The organism is Hydrogenophaga pseudoflava NBRC 102511 (genome assembly GCF_001592285.1).
Taxonomy (GTDB): domain Bacteria; phylum Pseudomonadota; class Gammaproteobacteria; order Burkholderiales; family Burkholderiaceae_C; genus Hydrogenophaga; species Hydrogenophaga pseudoflava.
On sequence record NZ_BCWQ01000007.1, the window covers coordinates 60901 to 78427 of the forward strand.

General features: G+C 68.4%; 16 protein-coding genes. 7 read left to right on the plus strand and 9 right to left on the minus strand.

The window, feature by feature from the left end:
- Positions 1–3 precede the first annotated feature (3 nt).
- Both HPS01S_RS10200 and HPS01S_RS10205 read left to right on the plus strand, forming a co-directional pair.
- Complete coding sequence (locus tag HPS01S_RS10200) at positions 4–1038, plus strand: Rieske 2Fe-2S domain-containing protein (protein ID WP_157576224.1); 1035 nt, start codon at positions 4–6, stop codon at positions 1036–1038.
- Positions 1035–2000 carry a PDR/VanB family oxidoreductase gene (locus HPS01S_RS10205; protein ID WP_066154966.1) on the plus strand — a complete coding sequence of 322 codons (966 nt, stop codon included), beginning with the start codon at positions 1035–1037 and terminating at the stop codon, positions 1998–2000. The genes HPS01S_RS10200 and HPS01S_RS10205 overlap by 4 nt, the downstream gene beginning before the upstream one ends.
- On the opposite strand, the gene HPS01S_RS10210 is transcribed toward HPS01S_RS10205, so the two are convergent.
- The 4 genes from HPS01S_RS10210 to glmS all read right to left on the minus strand — a co-directional run bounded on the left by HPS01S_RS10210 (position 2001) and on the right by glmS (position 9212).
- Positions 2001–2438, minus strand: a complete 438-nt coding sequence (locus HPS01S_RS10210) for a response regulator (RefSeq protein ID WP_066154968.1) — start codon at positions 2436–2438, stop codon at positions 2001–2003.
- Entirely contained in the window at positions 2435–6220 is a 3786-nt protein-coding gene (locus HPS01S_RS10215; RefSeq protein WP_066154971.1) for a PAS domain-containing protein, read from the minus strand. The genes HPS01S_RS10210 and HPS01S_RS10215 overlap by 4 nt, the downstream gene beginning before the upstream one ends.
- Positions 6220–7248 carry an ABC transporter substrate-binding protein gene (locus tag HPS01S_RS10220; protein ID WP_084397251.1) on the minus strand — a complete coding sequence of 343 codons (1029 nt, stop codon included), beginning with the start codon at positions 7246–7248 and terminating at the stop codon, positions 6220–6222. Before HPS01S_RS10220 ends, HPS01S_RS10215 begins: the two co-directional genes overlap by 1 nt.
- 101 nt (positions 7249–7349) lie before the next feature.
- On the minus strand, positions 7350–9212 hold the full coding sequence (glmS, locus tag HPS01S_RS10225; protein WP_066154974.1) for a glutamine--fructose-6-phosphate transaminase (isomerizing): 1863 nt from the start codon (positions 9210–9212) through the stop codon (positions 7350–7352).
- 138 nt (positions 9213–9350) lie between these two features.
- Between glmS and HPS01S_RS10230 the strand changes: the two genes are divergently transcribed.
- Both HPS01S_RS10230 and HPS01S_RS10235 read left to right on the plus strand, forming a co-directional pair.
- Positions 9351–9860: an Lrp/AsnC family transcriptional regulator gene (locus HPS01S_RS10230; RefSeq protein WP_066154977.1), complete on the plus strand. Its 510-nt coding sequence runs from the start codon at positions 9351–9353 to the stop codon at positions 9858–9860.
- A gap of 92 nt (positions 9861–9952) precedes the next feature.
- Positions 9953–10663 carry a DUF2726 domain-containing protein gene (locus tag HPS01S_RS10235; protein ID WP_066154980.1) on the plus strand — a complete coding sequence of 237 codons (711 nt, stop codon included), beginning with the start codon at positions 9953–9955 and terminating at the stop codon, positions 10661–10663.
- 19 nt (positions 10664–10682) lie between these two features.
- Here the strand turns inward: HPS01S_RS10235 and glmU are convergent, their stop codons facing one another.
- Positions 10683–12092 (minus strand): bifunctional UDP-N-acetylglucosamine diphosphorylase/glucosamine-1-phosphate N-acetyltransferase GlmU, encoded by a 1410-nt coding sequence (gene glmU, locus HPS01S_RS10240; RefSeq protein WP_066154983.1) that lies wholly within the window; start codon positions 12090–12092, stop codon positions 10683–10685.
- Here glmU and HPS01S_RS10245 point away from each other — a divergent pair.
- A complete protein-coding gene (locus tag HPS01S_RS10245; RefSeq protein WP_066154986.1) occupies positions 12091–12999 on the plus strand; it encodes a DUF6279 family lipoprotein in 909 nt (302 codons plus the stop codon). The genes glmU and HPS01S_RS10245 overlap by 2 nt on opposite strands.
- A gap of 3 nt (positions 13000–13002) precedes the next feature.
- On the opposite strand, the gene HPS01S_RS10250 is transcribed toward HPS01S_RS10245, so the two are convergent.
- Positions 13003–14265, minus strand: a complete 1263-nt coding sequence (locus tag HPS01S_RS10250; protein WP_066154989.1) for an SLC13 family permease — start codon at positions 14263–14265, stop codon at positions 13003–13005.
- Between the two features lie 100 nt (positions 14266–14365).
- Here HPS01S_RS10250 and HPS01S_RS10255 point away from each other — a divergent pair, with 100 nt between their 5' ends.
- Positions 14366–14785 carry a PKD domain-containing protein gene (locus HPS01S_RS10255; protein ID WP_066154992.1) on the plus strand — a complete coding sequence of 140 codons (420 nt, stop codon included), beginning with the start codon at positions 14366–14368 and terminating at the stop codon, positions 14783–14785.
- Between the two features lie 63 nt (positions 14786–14848).
- Here the strand turns inward: HPS01S_RS10255 and HPS01S_RS10260 are convergent, their stop codons facing one another.
- Positions 14849–15838, minus strand: coding sequence for an MBL fold metallo-hydrolase (locus tag HPS01S_RS10260; RefSeq protein WP_066154996.1), 990 nt, complete (start codon positions 15836–15838; stop codon positions 14849–14851).
- Between the two features lie 116 nt (positions 15839–15954).
- Entirely contained in the window at positions 15955–16554 is a 600-nt protein-coding gene (locus HPS01S_RS10265) for a TetR/AcrR family transcriptional regulator (RefSeq protein ID WP_066154999.1), read from the minus strand.
- 42 nt (positions 16555–16596) lie between these two features.
- Between HPS01S_RS10265 and HPS01S_RS10270 the strand changes: the two genes are divergently transcribed.
- On the plus strand, positions 16597–16965 hold the full coding sequence (locus HPS01S_RS10270; protein ID WP_066155403.1) for a TfoX/Sxy family protein: 369 nt from the start codon (positions 16597–16599) through the stop codon (positions 16963–16965).
- A gap of 21 nt (positions 16966–16986) precedes the next feature.
- Here the strand turns inward: HPS01S_RS10270 and HPS01S_RS10275 are convergent, their stop codons facing one another.
- On the minus strand, positions 16987–17460 hold the full coding sequence (locus tag HPS01S_RS10275; RefSeq protein WP_169803938.1) for a DUF2917 domain-containing protein: 474 nt from the start codon (positions 17458–17460) through the stop codon (positions 16987–16989).
- Positions 17461–17527 lie beyond the last annotated feature (67 nt).

The window sequence follows — 17527 nt, forward strand, 5'->3', positions numbered from 1 at the left end:
TGCATGTTCCCCGTCAACACCTGGTACGTGGCCTGCTCGGCCGACGAGATCGACGAAAAGCCCCTGGGCCGCACCATCTGCAACCAGGCCATCGTGTTCTACCGGGCCCACGAGGGCAAGGTGGCGGCGGTGGAGGACTTCTGCCCGCACCGCGGCGCACCGCTGTCGCTGGGTTACGTGTGCGAAGGAAAACTGGTCTGCGGCTACCACGGGCTGGAGATGGGCTGCGACGGCAAGACCATCGCCATGCCGGGCCAGCGCGTGGGCGGCTTTCCGGCCATCCGCAGCTTCCCGGTGGAAGAGCGCTACGGCTTCGTCTGGGTCTGGCCGGGCGAGAAGGACAAGGCCGACCCGGCGCTGATCCCGCACATGGAATGGCACGACAACCCCGAGTGGGCCTACGGCGGCGGGCTCTACCACGTCAAGGCCGACTACCGGCTGATGATCGACAACCTGATGGACCTGACGCACGAGACCTACGTGCACGCCACCAGCATCGGCCAGCCGGAGATCGACGAGACGCCCTGCAAGACCACGGTCAATGGCGACGAGGTGGTGACCAGCCGCTTCATGAGCGACATCCCTGCGCCGCCGTTCTGGAAGGCCGCACTGCGCGCCAAGGGCCTGGCCGACGACGTGCCGGTGGACCGCTGGCAGATCTGCCGCTTCACGCCGCCCAGCCACGTGATCATCGAGGTGGGTGTGGCCCACGCCGGCCACGGCGGCTACGACGCGCCGGCCGAACACAAGGTCTACAGCCAGGTGATCGACTTCATCACGCCCGAGACCAACACCTCGATGCACTACTTCTGGGGCATGGCGCGCAAGTTCAACCCGGGCGACAAGGCGCTGACCGCGCAGATCCGCGAGGGCCAGGGCAAGATCTTCTCGGAGGACCTGGAGATGCTGGAGCGCCAGCAGAAGAACCTCAGCGCCTTCCCGGACCGCGCCCTGCTCAAGCTCAACATCGACACCGGCGGCGTGCAGTCGCGCAAGGTGATCGAGCGCGTGATCGCCGCAGAACGGGGTGCTTCATGACCGCCGCCCTGATCCGTGTGCGCGTGGCGGCCCGCCAGGACGAGGCGCTGGACATCTGCAGCCTCGACCTGGTGCCGGTGGACGGCAGCGCCCTGCCCGCCTTCAGCGCCGGGGCCCACATCGATGTGCACCTGCCCGGCGGCCTGGTGCGCCAGTACTCGCTGTGCAACACGCCCGGCGAAACCCACCGCTACCGCATCGCCGTGCTGCGCGACGCCGGCTCGCGCGGCGGCTCGGCCACGGTGCACGACCAGCTGCAGGTGGGCACGGTGCTGGACATCGGCACGCCGCGCAACCTGTTCGAACTTGCCCCTTCGGCGCCGCACCACCTGCTGCTGGCCGGCGGCATCGGCATCACGCCGCTGCTGGCCATGGCCGAGCAGCTGGCAGCACAAGGCGGCGGCTTCACGCTGCACCACGCCACGCGCTCGCGCGAGCGCACACCCTTCGTGGCGCAGCTGGCGAGCGCCCCCTACGCGGACCGAGTGCACCACCACTTCGACGACGGTCCGGCGATGCAGAAGCTGGACCTCGCCGCCACGCTGCGCAGCGCGCCGGCCGGCAGCCATCTCTACGTCTGCGGCCCCACCGGCTTCATGGAGGCGGTGCTGGCCGAAGGCCGCGCCCAGGGCTGGGACGAGGCCCGCCTGCACCGCGAGTACTTCGCGGCCGCGCCCACCGGCACGGCGGGCGACGGCGGCTTCGAGCTGGAGCTGGCGAGCAGCGGCCGCGTGATCCCGGTGGCGGCCGACCAGACCGCGCTGGCCGCGCTGCTGGCGGCCGGTCTGGACATTCCGATGTCCTGCGAGCAGGGCGTCTGCGGCACCTGCCTGACGGGGGTGAAAAGCGGCGTGCCGGACCACCGCGACCAGTACCTCACGCCCGAGGAGCGCGCGGCGAACAACCAGTTCCTGCCGTGCTGCTCGCGCGCCAGCAGCGCGCGTCTGGTGCTGGACCTCTGATCAGGCCCGGCCGGGCCGCTCGTTGAGCACGCACCAGTAGAGTTCGATCTGCTCGGCCACTTCCATGAACTTGCTGAAGCTCACCGGCTTCTCGATGTAGGAGTTCACGCCCAGGTCGTAGGCGGCGGTGAGGTCGCGGTCTTCGCGCGAGGAGGTGAGGATCACCACCGGGATGCGTCGGAAGCGCTCGTGCGCCTTGAGCTGGCGCAGCACCTCCAGCCCGTTGATCTTGGGCAGGTTGATGTCCAGCAGGATCACCGCCGGCAGCTGTTCTCCCGCGTCCCAGCGCGCCATGAAAGCCAGCGCCTCCTCGCCGTCGCGCGCCACCTGCACATGGTTGGTGAGCCGCTTCTTCGTGAATGCCCGGAGCGTCAGGTCCAGGTCCATCGGGTTGTCCTCGACCAGCAGGATCGGGGGCGGCTGCAGGGCAGTGTTCATAGCGGGAACTCCAGATAGAAGGTGGCGCCGGCGCCCGGGGCACTCTCGGCCCACACACGTCCGCCCATGCGCTGCACAGCCTTGGCCACCAGCGCCAGACCGACGCCGGTGCCCGGAAACTCTTCCGCCCGGTGCAGGCGCTGGAAGATGCCGAACATGCGATCGTGGTATTTCATGTCAAAACCCACCCCGTTGTCACGCACCCAGAGGACACGGCACCCGTTTTTCAGGCAGCTGCCGATCTCGACCACGGGCGGGCTGCTGTCCCGGCTGAACTTCAGCGCGTTGCCGATCAGGTTGCGCAGCACCACCGAAATGCCCTCGCGGTCCAGTGCCAGCGTGAAGTCCTCCAGCCCGGTCCACACCTGTGCGCCCTGGCGCTCGATGTCGGCGTGGAAACTCTCCAGGATCGATTCGACCAGCGGCCGGATCGCCACCGGCCCGGCGGCCATGTCGCGCCGTTCCATGCGCGAGTACTCCAGCAGGTCAGAAATCAATGCGCCCATCTGCTGCACCCCGTGGCGGATGCGGCGCACGAAGTGCCGGCCCTCTTCGTCGAGCTTGTCCCCGTACTCTTCCACCAGCAGCTGGCTGTAGCCGTCGATGCCGCGCAGCGGCGCCTTGAGGTCGTGCGACACGGTGTAGGAAAACGCCTCCAGCTCCTGGTTCGCCTGGCTCAGCTGCGCGGTGCGTTCGGCCACCCGCTGCTCCAGCGCCTGGTTGATGTGCCGCAGCTGCTCCTCGGCATGCACCGACTCGGTGATGTCCAGCAAGGTGCCGATGTACCGCGGCTGCAGCTTCTCGGCGCTCCGGTCGATGCGGCGCGCGGTCCGGCGCATCCAGCGCACAGGGCCGTGGGCGGGGTTGGTGCGGAACACAAAGTCCTTGGGCGGGCCACCGGCGCGGATGGTCCGCATGTCGTCCATCACCATGGGACGGTCGTCGGGGTGGATGCGGTCCAGGTACTGCGCATCCGTCGGCGGCCGGGCCGCCGGCTCCAGCCCCAGGTTGCGGAACAGCTGGGCCGAGACATTGAGCCGCTGCGTTTCCGCATCGCCGGCCCAGCTGCCCAGCAGCGACACCGTTTCGGCCTGCTCCAGCATGTCCTTGAGGTCGGTCACCACTTGCGAAGCCAGCACCCGCTCGGTGACGTCCATCGTGGTGCCGAACAGGCGCATCGGCTTCCCCTGACCGTCGCAGGACAGGCGCGCCCGTGTCTCCAGGTACCGGACCCCTGCCGGCGTCACCACGCGGTGGTCGACCACACGGGTGTCGCCGTCCTTGCCAGCGAGGTGCTCCCGCATGGTCTGCTGCATTCGCGGACGGTCGTCCGGGTGCATGCTGGCCATGAAGTTCTCCATCGAGGCCTGGTCGGCGTCCGGGTCAAAGCCCAGCAGCGGAAACAGGCCTCTCGACCAGGACACCTGACGCGACGGCAGGTCGATGCGCCAGTTGCCCATGCGCGAGAGTTCCTGCGCCTCGGCCAGCACCCGGCCCTGCTCGCGCAGCGCGGCCTCGGCCACCTTGCGCTCGGAGATGTCGCGCAGGATGGTCGACAGGTACATCAGCTGCCCGTCGGCTCCGTGGTGCGAGAGAATCATCTGCGACATCGGGATCTCGCGGCCATCCGCGCCGTACACCGCCGTCTCTCCCAGCCAGCGGCCCTGTGCGATCGCCACCGGTATGCCCTGCTCCTTCACGATCCGCACCGCCCATTCGGGGTGCACGCGACCGATCGCGTCTGCCAGCGGTGCGTCCTCAGGCAACCCGAGCACCTCGTAACCGGCGCGGTTGTAATAGAACACCTCCCCCCGAGGATTGGCCATGCTCACGATGTCCGGGGTCGCCTCCAGCACCGAGACCAGGCGGTCCCGGTCACGCTGCGCCTCGACCAGGTCGGTCTCGTCGACCACCATGCCGACGCAGCGCACGAACTGCCCGTCCTCGGGTTCGAACTCGGCCCGCACATGCAGGTGGCGCACACCGCGCACCGGGTTCAGGACGCGGCAGCGCAGGTCGCTGGGCTCACCGGTGCTGGCACCGCGCCGGACGGCCTCCCGCACCAGCGCCCGGTCTTCCGGCACCACCAGGGCATCGGCTTCCTCCAGCGTCATTTCCGGATGTGCCGGATCGGTGCCATAGATCACCAGCGCCTGCGGCGACGCCACGAAGGTGCGCCTGCGCAGGTCCATGGTCCAGCTTCCCATGTTGCCGATGCGCTGTGCCTTGAGCATCTGGTCCTGCATCTGCTGCAGCGTCTGCTCGTACCGATGGCGTTCGGTGACGTCCTGGATGGTGGCGAACAGCTGCCGGACCTGTCCGCGCTCGTCACGGACCGCGCGCACGTCAATTTCGGCGTGCACCATGCGCCCGTCCTTGCGCACGAAGCGCTTGGACATGCGGTAGCCGCTGCGCTGCCCGGCGATCAGCTCGTCGAACAGCGCCACGTTGCGCTCCAGGTCGCCCGGCGGCGTCATCTCGGCCCAGTTCTTGCGCAGGAGCTCCTCGCGCGGGTAGCCGAGGATCTCGCACAGCTGGTCGTTGACCTGCAGCCAGCGCTTGTCGGTCGGCGACGAGATCGCCATGCCCAGGAAAGGCAGCTCGTAGAACATGCGCAGCAACTCGGCCTGCTCCCGCTGGGCCTGCTGGGCCTCCTTCTGTGCGCTGATGTCCAGCAGGATGCCGCTGATCCGCACCACCTGGCCGAGTTCGTTGCGCTCGTGGCGGGTGTGGTCGTGCACCCAGGCGGTGGCACCGTCGGCCCGGAGGATCCGGTATTCCTGGTGGTACTCGTCCGGCCCGTGCTCCAGGAAGCGGTCCACCTCGGCCCCGACCCACCCGGCGTCGTCCGGGTGCAGCAGCGAGACAAACGGCACGCCCCCCGCCACCAGCGCGTGCGGGTCGTAGCCCCACTGGCGGATGTTGTCGTTGACATAGTGCACGGGCCAGCCAGGCGCCAGACGCCACTCGATCACCACCAGCGGCGAACGGTTGACCAGCTCGCTCAGGTGCAAGGCCACGGCCCGGTCGGTCTCCAGCTGGCCGGCCATGTGGTCGGTGGCGCGTCCGATCAGCGCAAGTTCATCCTCCCCGGTCAGCCCCGCGCGCGCCGAGAGGTCGCCTGCGCCCATGTGTTCCAGGGCCGTGACCAGCTTCTGGGCCCGCCGGAACCAGATCAGGTGCAGCAGCAGCGCCAGCAGGGTCGCCACACCCAGCGCGGCCAACGCCTCGACGGCCAGTTCCCGCTGCGCCTGCTGCCGGCGCTGCGCCAGAGGGACGGAGATGTCCACGAGCACTCCCAGACGGTGTCCGTCCAGCAAAGTCACCCAGCCGGTCAGCAACGAGGCCTCCCGAACCACCGAGATGTCGATCCCGGTGCGCACCGGCCCGTTGAAAAGCGCCCGCAGGCGCTCGCGCTCGTCGACCTGCGCGAGCGCCTCGTCCAGCGTCCGCCCGATGTCGGCCCGCGACAGCGAGGCCAGCACCACGTTCTGGGGACTGACGAGATAGGCGTGGTCCATGCCATCGTGCAGGCCCAGTGCGCCCACGATCCGGCGCAGCATCAGCGGGTCGGACATGCCCATGCGCACGTCGAGACGGTTCTGGTCAATGCCCAGGCGGTCCCGCAGCCGCTGGGCTTCGATCGCTTCCACTTCGGCCGTCATGCGCCCCATCTGGTGCTGGTACCGGATGCCGATCGCCAGCAGGGCCACCAGAAAGATCAGCAGGGGCACCAGCCGGCGGCCGGACATGCCCAGCAGACCATGGCGCAGCGCCGGCATCACGGCTGTGCACTTTCCAGGGCCTGCAGGCGGTCGGCCCAGCCCTCGTCCAGCAGCCGCGCCCAGTCTGGCGGTGTCCTGATCAGGCCCATCAGGCCCAGGGTGATGGCCAGACTTTCCGACTGCCGCCCCAGTGCGCGCGGCCGGCCCGACATGAGCGCCTGGCCCTCCTGATCGGTATAGAACTTCAGCCCCTTCAGCGTGGTGAGGTAGTCGGCGGGCGTGAGGTCGACACCCACCGCCAGCAGCTCGGCACTCGCCTGCGGATCGCTCTCCAGGGCACTGAGCCCGCGGCGCCAGCCGAGCACGGCCGCCTCGACCTGCGGCTGGCGCCGCGACAGCGTCTCTGCCCGGACCACCAGCACGTCCACGATGTCGCCCGGCATCTGGCGGCTGTCGAACACCGGCCGCAGTCCTTCGGCCTGCAAGGTCCCGGCCAGGGGCTCGTACGTCACCGCCGCATCGACCAGCCCGTTGCGCAGCGCGGCCAGGTGCTGCGAGGCCTCCAGGTTGCGAACCTGCACCTCGTGCGGCTGCAGGCCACCGACCTGCAGCAGGCGCTGCAGCATCAGGGCGCCCACCGTGGTCCGCTCGACGGCAATCGAGCGGCCACGCAGCCCGGCCGGGCTGCGGATGTCCGGACGCGCCATCACCACATCGGCACCGGCCGAGGTCGACAGCAGGAGCACGATGCGCAGGTCGACGCCCTCGTCGGCCAGACGCAGGGTCTCGTCCAGGGTCAGTGCGGCGCCGTCGAGCAAGCCGTTGCGCAGATGGCGCTGGGTCTCCGAGCTGGAGGCCAGTTCCACCACCTTGACCTGCGTCGCGTCCATCAGGCCCCTGTCGCGCGCCAGCACCATCGGGTCGTAGCCGACCCAGGGGTTCAAGCCCAGTTTCAGTGGCGCCTGGGGCGGCGGCTGGCAGGCGGTCAGCGCCGCCGCACCCAAAGCCAGACAGGTCAGCAGGGCCCTGCGGCTCAGGGTCCTCCCGGTTTCGCTGTCTGCGCCTGTCTGTGGTTCCTGTGGCATGCAATGGGCCGCTGGCTTCTGGTGTGGAACATTCTGTCACCGAAGCTGACAGGCCGGAACCAAGCGTGGTCAACGAAACCCGCCGGTTCCCCAAGAAAGCCTCACTCCACCGTCACGCTCTTGGCGAGGTTGCGTGGCTTGTCGACGTCGGTGCCCCGGGCCAGCGCCGTGTGGTAGGCCAGCAGTTGCAGCGGCACCACATGCAGGATGGGTGAGAGCGCGCCGTAGTGTTCGGGCATGCGGATGACGTGGATGCCTTCCCCGCTGCCGATGCGGGTGTCGGCATCGGCCAGCACGTAGAGCACGCCGCCGCGGGCCCGCACCTCCTGCATGTTGCTCTTGAGTTTCTCCAGCAGCGCGTCGTTCGGCGCCACGGTGACCACCGGCATGGCGCTGGTCACCAGGGCCAGCGGGCCGTGCTTGAGCTCGCCGGCCGGGTAGGCCTCGGCGTGGATGTAGCTGATTTCCTTGAGCTTGAGCGCGCCTTCGAGCGCGATCGGGTAGTGCAGGCCCCGGCCCAGGAACAGCGCGTTGTCCATGCGCGCGAAGTCCTCGGCCCAGCTGATGACCTGGGGCTCGAGCGCCAGCACCGCCTGCAGGGCCACCGGCAGGTGGCGCATGGCCTTGAGGTGCGCCGCCTCCTGCTCGTCCGACAGGCGCCCGCGCACCTGGGCCAGCGCCAGCGTCAGCAGGAACAGGCCGGCCAGCTGGGTGGTGAAGGCTTTGGTCGAGGCCACGCCGATCTCCACCCCGGCGCGGGTGATGTAGGCCAGGCGGCACTCGCGCACCATGGCGCTGGTGGCGACGTTGCAGATGGTCAGCGTGTGCGCCATGCCCAGGCCCTGCGCATGGCGCAGCGCGGCCAGGGTGTCGGCGGTCTCGCCGCTCTGGCTGATGGTGACCACCAGCGTCTTCGGGTCGGGCACGCTGGTGCGGTAGCGGTACTCGCTGGCCACCTCCACCTGGGTGGGGATCTGCGCGATCTCCTCCAGCCAGTACTTGGCCGCGCAGCCGCTGTAGTAGCTGGTGCCGCAGGCCAGGATCAGCACGCGGTCGATCTGCTTGAAGATGCTGTAGGCGCCGTCGCCGAACAGCTCGGGGGTGACACCGTTCACGCCTTCGAGCGTGTCGCCAATCGCACGCGGCTGCTCGAAGATCTCCTTCTGCATGTAGTGCCGATAGGGGCCGAGCTCGGCGGCTCCGCTGTGTGCCTGCACCGTCTTCACCGGGCGCTGCGCGGCGTCGAAGCTGCGCCCCTGGCCGTCGGTCACCCAGTAGCGGCCCAGCTGCAGGTCCACCAGGTCGCCCTCTTCCAGGTAGACGATCTGGTCGGTCACGCCGGCCAGGGCCATGGCGTCGCTGGCCAGGAAATGCTCCCTGCCGCCCTCGCCCACACCCAGGATCAGGGGGGAGCCGGCGCGCGCGCCCACCACGCGGTGCGGCTCGTCCTTGTGGAACACCGCCAGCGCGTAGGCGCCGTGCAGTTGCGCCACCGCCGCCTGCAGCGCCGCGAACACGTCGCCTTCGTAGAGCGAATCGATCAGGTGCGCGATGACCTCGGTGTCGGTCTGGCTCTCGAACACATAGCCCTTGGCCTGCAGGGCGGCACGCAACTCGTCGTGGTTTTCGATGATGCCGTTGTGCACCAGGGCGACGCGGCCGGCCGCACCGCTGGCACTGGTGTGCGCCGGGCCGTGACTGAAATGGGGGTGGGCGTTGTGCACCGCCGGCGCGCCGTGCGTGGCCCAGCGCGTGTGCGCAATGCCGGTGCCGCTGGCGATGTGCTCGGCCTTCACCTGCTCGACCAGTTCGGCCACCCGGGCCGTGCTGCGCGCCCGGCGCAGCCCCTCGCTGTGCACCGCCACGCCACAGGAGTCGTAGCCGCGGTACTCCAGCCGCTGCAAGCCCTGGACCAGAACGGGCACCACATCACGCCCCGAAACCCCTGCCACGATGCCGCACATATTGGTTCACTCCATTGGTTGGTATGGGGGCATGGTAGGCACGGCAAAAAGAAATAGGCATTCACATATATGCCATCCAGCGTTTGATAATTTCTTTATTTGCTGTGCTTTTGTTTTTATTTCACATACTACACATTTATGGAATCTGAATTCCTTGATGCCACCGATCTGAGGCTGCTGGAGCTGCTGCAGACCGACGCCAGCCGACACAACCAGGCCCTGGCCGCCCTGGCCCACGTGTCTCCGCCCACCAGCCTGCGGCGCATCAAGCGCCTGCGGGAAACCGGCGTGATCGAACGCGAGGTGGCGCTGCTGCACCCCGACCGCCTGGCCCCGCTGATCGGCCATGGACTGACCACGCTGGTGGAGGTGACACTGGAACGCCAGGGCGCCGAACACCTGGACGCCTTCGAGGCCCATGTGCTGCCCGACCCCGCCGTGCAACAGTGCTACCGGGTCAGCCCGGGCCCCGATTTCATGCTGGTGGTGCACACCCGTGACATGCCCGCCTACCTCGCGCTGGCACAGCGGCTGTTCACCTCCAGCGCCAACGTGCGCAACGTCAAGGCCTTTTTCAGTGTGAAGCGCGCCAAGTTCGATCCCAGGATCCCGCTGTCCGGCGGCCTCCAGCCCAGTCCGGCCGATTAGTAACAAGGGGTTATTTGCGCCCAGACCACGTAACACCCCACCTAGAATCCCTGCACCAAAAAGTTGCCATTTGCCAACAGTCAGGAGGTTGCATGTTTCCGTTGTGGACCGCGTTCTTGGTCGCCATCGCCCTGGTGGCGGGGGGTGTCTGGGTCTATCGCCGCTACTTCCGCAAGGTCTCCGGGCGCGAGGACCGCTACACCCCCGAGCGCATCCTGACGCCCGAACAGGTGGCCATGCTGGACTACCTGCGCGACACCTTCCCCGACCAGGTGGTGCTGCCCAATGTCCCGCTCCAGAACATGCTGTCGGTGCGGCGCTCGGCCGACATTCAGCGCGCCAAGGAACGGCTGAAGACCCAGAAGGTCGACTTTGTGGTCTGCGACGCCGACGGGCGCGCGGTGTTCGCGTTCGATGTCGAGCAATACCACCTCAGCGACGCCAAGGCCAAGGCCCACCAGGTCAAGATCAAGAACCGCATCCTCAAGACCGCCGGCGTGCGCTTCCTGTTCCTCAAGAACAGCATCCACCGCATGCCCACGCCCAACGACTTCCGCCGCCAGCTCGATCTGGCCGCCCTGCCCCGGCCCAAGGCCCAGGACGGCGAAAGCAACAACGGCGAAAGCGTCCGCCAGCAATTGGAGTCGAAATTCTCGGAGTTCGACACCCTGGTCTATCCCAGCACCGGCTTCAAGGAGTCCGAGGTGATGGGCCTGAGCGGCCTGATGGAGCTCGGGGAGGCCCGGACAGACCGCAAGTCTCAGCACGAGCGGCAGATCGAAGCGGTGCGCCGCCGCGCCTGATCCGGGCCGCCCGACCCGATCAACCCTTTTTCTTCGCGGGCCGCTGCCAGTTCGGAATCACCGCCTGGCGCCCGCGCGCCACGCTCAGCGCGCCCGGCGGCGTGTCGCGGGTGATGGTCGAGCCGCCCCCCACCGTCCCTCCAGCGCCGATCGTGACCGGTGCCACCAGCACGCAGTTGCTGCCCACATGCACGTCGGCTTCGATCACCGTGCGGTGCTTGTTGGCGCCGTCGTAGTTGGCAGTGATGCTGCCGGCGCCGTAGTTCACCCGTTCGCCCACGCTCGCATCGCCCAGGTAGGCCAGGTGGTTGGCCTTGGCGCCGTCGGCCAGCGTGGAGTTCTTGACCTCGACAAAGTTGCCGATGTGCACCTCGCGCCCCAGCCGGGCGCCCGGCCGCAGGCGGGCAAACGGGCCGATCAGTGCGCCTTCGCCGACCGACACGCCGGCTTTCTCGCCTTCAATGTGGGTGAACGGGTGGATCACCGCACCGGCACCGATCACCGCGTTGGCGATCACGCAATTCGCACCGATGCGCACCCCGGCGCCCAGTTCCACGCGGCCTTCAAACACGCAGTTGACGTCGATTTCCACGTCCTGTCCGCAGAGCAGTGCGCCGCGCACGTCCAGCCGCGCCGGATCGGCCAGTCGCACGCCCTGCTCCATCAGCGCCTCGGCCACGCGCCGCTGGTGCGCGCGCTCCAGCTCGGCCAGTTGCGCCGGGCTGTTGACGCCCGCCACCTGCAGCGCATCCGAGATGCGGTGCGCCTGCACGGCCACACCGTCGGCCACCGCGAACTTCACCACGTCGGTCAGGTAGTACTCGCCCTGGGCGTTCCGGTTGTCCAGGCGCGCCAGCCAGCCGCGCAGCAGCTGCGTGGGCACGGCCATGATGCCGCTGTAGATCTCGGTGATCGCGCGCTGCGCCTCGCTGGCGTCCTTGTGCTCGACGATCGCGGTCACCGAACCGTCGGCTGCGCGCACGATGCGTCCGTAACCCGTGGGGTCGGGCATGTCGAGCGTCAGCAGCGCCAGCCGCTGCCCGCCGCTGAGGTTCAGCAGCGCCTGCAGGGTTTCGGGCCGGGTCAGCGGCACGTCGCCCGAGAGCACCAGGGTCACACCGTCGTCGGGCAGCACCGGCACCGCCTGCTGCACCGCATGACCGGTGCCCAGCTGCGGCTCCTGCCGCACAAACTGCAACTTCAGCGCTTCACCCGACTCCAATGCCGGAGCGACCAGGCCGACTTCCACCTGTGCGGCGCCGTGACCGGTGATCACCACCACCGAACGCGCCGATACCCGGGCGGCCGTGTCGATCACATGCTGGGCCAGTGCACGACCGCCCAGACGATGCAACACTTTGGGCCTGCTGCTCTTCATGCGCGTGCCTTTGCCGGCCGCCATCACCACCACATCCACAGGGAACGACATGAACACCTTTCCTGAGGCCGACAAGGGCACCTCTTCGATGGCGCGGATTATCGCGCGCGCCCTGGTACTGGGCCTGCTCTCGCTCGTGCTCGTGGGCTGCAGCGCGCTGCGCCTGGCCTACAACCAGGCGCCCAGCCTGGGCTACTGGTGGATCGACGGCTATGCCGACCTGAACGAGGCGCAGACAGGCCAGCTGCGGCGCGACATCGATGCCTTCTTCGCCTGGCACCGCACAGCGGAACTGCCCGGCTACATCCAGCGCCTGCAACAGTGGCAGCAGATGGCCCAGACCGACAGCAGCGCCGACCTCGCCTGCACCCAGTTCGATGCCCTGCGCGGCGCCTACCTGCGCATGGTCGACCGCAGCCTGGAGCCGATGGCGCGGCTGGCCCTGACCCTGACACCGGCCCAACTGCAGCATCTGCAGAAGAAATACGACAAGAACAACCGGGAGTTCGAGGAAAAGTACATCCGCGTCAGCAGCGAGGAGCGGATCGACAACCTGATGGACCGCGCCCTGGACCGCTACGAACCCCTGTACGGCGACCTGAGCAATGCCCAGCTGGCCCTGCTGCGCGAGCGCATCCGCAGTTCGCCGTTCGACGCCCAGCGGGTGAACACCGAGCGCCTGCGCCGCCAGACCGATCTGATCCGCACCCTGCGCGAACTGCAGACCGAGCGCGGCGCCACCGTGGCCACCGCCACCACCGCGCTGCGCCGCTGGCACGACCGCGTGATGCAGTCGCCCCTGCCCGGCTTCGCCGCCTACAGCGACAGCCTGGTGCGCAATGCCTGCGAGCAGTTCGCCGCCCTGCACAACACCACCACGGCGGAACAGCGGCAGCACGCCGTGCGCGTGCTCAAGGACTACGAGCTCGACCTGCGTTCGCTCACCGCGCAGCACTGAAACTCAGGCCAGCAGCCAGACCACCGCCAGCGACATCAGGGTCACGGGCAGGCCGGTGACCACGTGCCGCTTCCAGTCCAGCACGATGCCCTCCCGGGCCGCAAGGTCGGCCACGATCAGATTGGCGATCGAACCCACCAGCAGCAGGTTGCCCGCAAAGGTGCTCACCAGCGCCAGCTGGGCGCCGGCCTGCTGAGGGTCGGCCCCCAGGTGCGGCAGCAGCAGCATCACCGCCGGCACGTTGGACACCAGGTTGGACAGCACCGTGCCCAGCACCAGCAGGGTGCCCGGGTCGGTCAGGTGCACACCCTGGGTGGCCAGCCAGGCGACCGCCTCGGCCGCCAGTCCGGTCTGCTCGAACGCGTGGTTGACGATGAACAGTCCGATGAAGAGCAGCAGCAGCTGCCAGTCGACCGAGCCCATCACATCCGCGGAATGGAAACGGCGGCTGAGCAGCAGCACGGCCGCCCCCACCAGCGCGGCCACGTCGCGGTGCCAGCCGGTGGCCAGGAACACCACCATCAGCACCAGCGCCACGGTCAGCCCCTTGGCCGTCTGCCAGCGGTCGAACGGCGGTTCGTCTTCGGCCCGCCCCGTGCCGCTGGCCGGCCGAACCGCCGCAGCAGCCCCCACACGCGCCCCGGGACCGTAGGCCAGCCAGAGCCAGAGCAGCGCCAGGCTGATGCCCACGGGCAGCAGGGCCTGCCGCATGTAGCCGTCGAACGGCAGGCGCAGCACGGAACCGATCAGCATGTTCTGCGGGTTGCCGATCAGCGTGGCGGCCGACCCGATGTTGGCGGCGCAGGCCAGGCCGATCAGGAACGGCAGCGGGTTGAGGCCGCGCTGCAGGCACAGGCGCGCGACCACCGGCGTCATGGCCAGGCAGACGATGTCGTTGGAAAACACCGCCGACAGCCCGCCAGCGACCACGATCAGCGCGGCCAGCAGGCCGGCCCGCGACAGCGGCAGCGCCCCCACCCGACGCGTGACCTCGGTGTAGAAGCCGCCCAGCCGCATCTGGGCCGACACCACCATGAAGGCGAACAGCAGCACGATGGTCGGCAGGTCCACCGACCGGGCCGCGTCCTCCACCGCCATGCCGGAAATCGCGATCACGGCGATGGCGCCCAGCAGCGCCACGCCGGACCGGTCCAGTTTCAGGCGCGGCAGACCGCCGAGAAACATGCCCAGATAGACGGTGGCGAAGACCAGAACCACCCCCCATTCCGAGGGCGACGAGACAAAGGAAGACAGCGCAGGCGACATGAGGAGGCTACAGATCGATACACGATTGTCGGCCCTTGTGCGGTAGCTCCCGGACCCCGAATGGGATTACCATCGTTGGCCACCGATCCGGGAGCCACACATGACAACGTTCAGAAACCTGACCTTCTCGAAATTCCTGCTGGCGAGCTTCACGGCGCTGGCGCTCACCGGCTGTCTGCCGGTGCCGATTTACGACGTCACCCCCAGCACCGCGCGGGCCGGTACCGAGCTGACCTTCGACGCGTCCGGATCGGTGGTGTCCAACATGCCCGAGGGCAATGTGGCCGTGGGCTGGTCGTGGAGCTTTGGCGACGGCAGCACCGCCAAGGGCGAAACCGTGACCCACACCTACGACAAGGCCGGCATCTACACCATCAAGCTCACCGTGACCGACAGCGCGGGCCGCGAGGCCTCCGTCGAGGACCAGCTGGAGGTAAAGGAGGCGCTGGTGATCGTGGACACGACCAGCGACACCGAGGACACCACCTCCACCTCCACCACGACCACGACGACGCAGTAGCCCTCTCACACGCAACAAAAAAGCCGCTGTGTTCACAGCGGCTTTTTTTTCGTCGGTGCGACCTCAGGCCTGCAGCGACTTCCACATCTCCATGTCGCGCTCGGCCGTCCAGATGCGCGGGTTCTTGATGCCGCTGGCCTCGTCGTAGGCGCGGCTGACGTCGAACGGCAGGCAGTGCTCGTAGATGAACACGTGGCCGAACACCGGGTCCATGCTCTGGCGGGTGTGGGCCATGGCGGCCTTGAGGTCCATCCTGGCGGCCACGGCTTCCTTGCCGGCCTGGAATAGGGTCGTGACCCAGCGCTTGGTGTAGTCCAGCGCCTTGTTCACGTTGGCGTTGCCCTTCATGGCCTCGCCGCGGCCGGGCACGATGAACTCGGCGTTCAACGCGCGCAGCGCTTCGAGCGTGGCAGGCCACTCTTCCAGCTGGGCGTCGCCGGTGTAGACGCCGGCTTCGTACTCGACCAGGTCGCCGCTGAACAGCACCTTCTCGTCTTCCACCCAGGCGATGGTGTCGCCGCGCGTGTGGCCGTGGCCCGGACTCCAGATCTGCACCACCACGCCACCCAGGTTGATCGACAGCTTGCCAGGCTTTTCGCCCTGGGTCGGGTCGCCGCCGCCGATCACCATGGTCGGCCAGGTCAGGCCCGGCACCGAGTCGGCACCGCGGAACAGGCGCGGGAAGCGCTCCATCTCGCTCTTCATGTCCTGTTCGCCACGCTCCTGGATCAGCTCCAGCGTGCCCTGACTGGCGATGATCTCGGTCGCACCTTCGGCGAAGTAGGCGCTGGCACCCAGCACGCGCACCGCGTGGTAGTGGGTCAGCAGCACGTACTTGATCGGCTTGTCGGAGACGGTGCGGATCTGCCGGATCAGGTCCTTGGCCATGGCCGGGGTGGCGGTGGCGTCGCTGACCATGATGAATTCGTCGCCAATGATGACGCCCGAGTTCGGATCGCCCTCGGCGGTGTAGGCCCAGCAGTGCGGGCTCAGCTGTTCGAACGTGGTCTTCTTGTCCTGCAGATCGGCCTGGGAGGCGAAGGCTTTGCTCATGGGGAGGTCTCCTGTGGGAATGGTCGACATCGGGCGCCGGAGCGCGAACCGAAGAATTTTACCTAATCGAAATTAATTACGGATGGGTAAATCACTAACCCCATGCATCCACAGGGTCAGCCACCCAGGCCCTGCTCCAGCACCGCCACCACCTCGTCGGCAAAGGCGGCGTAGCTCATGGGCCCGCCGGGACGCAGCCAGGTGAAGGTCCAGTTGATCATGCCGAACAGCATCATGGTCAGCGCGGTCTGGTTGGCCGGCGTCACACGACCGGGGTAGGCGCGCTTGATGAAGCGGGTGAAGGCCGCCACCACGTCGCGCTGGCGGTTGAGGATCAGCTCGCGCTGGGTGTCGCCCAGGAACTTGGTGTCGGACACCAGGGCCACATGGCGCGTGGCCGAGCTTTCGTATTCCGCCAGGAAGGACCGCACCAGCGCGTGCAGGGCCTCGCGCTCGCTGAGGTTCTGGCGCTGGGCATGGGCCTCGGCCTCGCCGATCAGCGCCAGCAGGCGCTGGGTGTAGCGGTCCAGCAGGTCGAACAGGATCGCTTCCTTGCTCTCGTAGTAGTGGTAGAGCCGCGCCTTGCTGGTGCCGCAGGCGGTGGCGATGTCGTTCATGCTCGCGGCCGGGAAGCTCTGGCGCGCGAAACACTGGGCGGCGACATCGAGGATTTCCTCGCGTTTGAGATCGTGGGTAGCGGACTTGGGGCGGGCCATATGGAGATTGTCCACCCCCGCGGGCTTGTCTACGATGCGCCCATGGCGACGAAACCCATCACCGACCCGTTTGTCCTCCACGCCTGCGAGATGCTGTCGTGCCTGGGCCCGGTCCAGGCGACGCGCATGTTCGGGGGCTACGGCCTGGCGGTGGACGGCATGAACGTGGCGATCATTGCCTGGGACACGCTGTTCCTCAAGACCAACGCCGAGACCGCGCCGCGTTTCCTGGCCGAGGGCGCCCGGGCATTCGAGTACGAGGCCCGGGGCAAGACCATGAGCCTGCACTACCACACGCCGCCCGAGGAAGCCCTCGAATCGCCGGCGCTGATGGCGCCCTGGGCGCGGCTGGCGCTGCAGGCGGCGGTGGCGGCGCGCCAGCCAGCGCCCCGCCGGGCGAAGCGCTCCTGAGCGCTTCCCGAACGGGGTCTGTCAGCGCATGCACTCCAGCGGCGACAGCACGCGACCGCGGCCGGCCACCAGGAACTCGCTGTAGCCCAGCAGGCCGCGCACCACCCGGACGAGGGCCCAGGCCGCCTGGCCGAAGGCCGTGGCCGCCTCGTGCAGCGGCGCCCGAACCTCGCGGCCGAAGCGGCTGTCCTGCGCCTGCGCGGCGCCCGACCAGTCGAAGCAGACCGGCCCGTCCGACTCGCGCCGCGACAGCGGCTCCATCACCAGCCGGGCGCCGGCGGGCACCACCATCGACTCGCCGGCCATCAGGAAGCGGTCGCCCGAGTCCTGCGGCGACGGGGCGCCCGGCTCGCCCAGGGTCACCCACACCGGGCCGCGGTGGATGCGCAGCACCGAGGTTTCCTGCGGGCGCAGGCTCATGGCGTGGCCGGGGTGCAGGCGCCAGCCGCCGGCCGGACGGAACGAGGACACAGTGGAAGCAGCAGATGAGGACATGACGGACTCCAGTGACGACAGCATGGGCGTCATCTTCTGTGCTGCAGCGCCGCACGTCCAATGAAAT

Bases quoted from the DNA above. Each gene is read 5' to 3' on its own strand.
- HPS01S_RS10260 (WP_066154996.1), bottom strand. From the start codon at position 15,838: ATGAGCAAAGCCTTCGCCTCCCAGGCCGATCTGCAGGACAAGAAGACC.
- HPS01S_RS10265 (WP_066154999.1), bottom strand. From the start codon at position 16,554: ATGGCCCGCCCCAAGTCCGCTACCCACGATCTCAAACGCGAGGAAATC.
- HPS01S_RS10270 (WP_066155403.1), top strand. From the start codon at position 16,597: ATGGCGACGAAACCCATCACCGACCCGTTTGTCCTCCACGCCTGCGAG.
- HPS01S_RS10255 (WP_066154992.1), top strand. From the start codon at position 14,366: ATGACAACGTTCAGAAACCTGACCTTCTCGAAATTCCTGCTGGCGAGC.
- HPS01S_RS10235 (WP_066154980.1), top strand. From the start codon at position 9,953: ATGTTTCCGTTGTGGACCGCGTTCTTGGTCGCCATCGCCCTGGTGGCG.
- HPS01S_RS10205 (WP_066154966.1), top strand. From the start codon at position 1,035: ATGACCGCCGCCCTGATCCGTGTGCGCGTGGCGGCCCGCCAGGACGAG.
- HPS01S_RS10275 (WP_169803938.1), bottom strand. From the start codon at position 17,460: ATGTCCTCATCTGCTGCTTCCACTGTGTCCTCGTTCCGTCCGGCCGGC.
- HPS01S_RS10215 (WP_066154971.1), bottom strand. From the start codon at position 6,220: ATGCCGGCGCTGCGCCATGGTCTGCTGGGCATGTCCGGCCGCCGGCTG.
- HPS01S_RS10210 (WP_066154968.1), bottom strand. From the start codon at position 2,438: ATGAACACTGCCCTGCAGCCGCCCCCGATCCTGCTGGTCGAGGACAAC.
- HPS01S_RS10220 (WP_084397251.1), bottom strand. From the start codon at position 7,248: ATGCCACAGGAACCACAGACAGGCGCAGACAGCGAAACCGGGAGGACC.
- HPS01S_RS10245 (WP_066154986.1), top strand. From the start codon at position 12,091: ATGAACACCTTTCCTGAGGCCGACAAGGGCACCTCTTCGATGGCGCGG.
- glmU (WP_066154983.1), bottom strand. From the start codon at position 12,092: ATGTCGTTCCCTGTGGATGTGGTGGTGATGGCGGCCGGCAAAGGCACG.
- HPS01S_RS10250 (WP_066154989.1), bottom strand. From the start codon at position 14,265: ATGTCGCCTGCGCTGTCTTCCTTTGTCTCGTCGCCCTCGGAATGGGGG.
- glmS (WP_066154974.1), bottom strand. From the start codon at position 9,212: ATGTGCGGCATCGTGGCAGGGGTTTCGGGGCGTGATGTGGTGCCCGTT.
- HPS01S_RS10230 (WP_066154977.1), top strand. From the start codon at position 9,351: ATGGAATCTGAATTCCTTGATGCCACCGATCTGAGGCTGCTGGAGCTG.
- HPS01S_RS10200 (WP_157576224.1), top strand. From the start codon at position 4: ATGTTCCCCGTCAACACCTGGTACGTGGCCTGCTCGGCCGACGAGATC.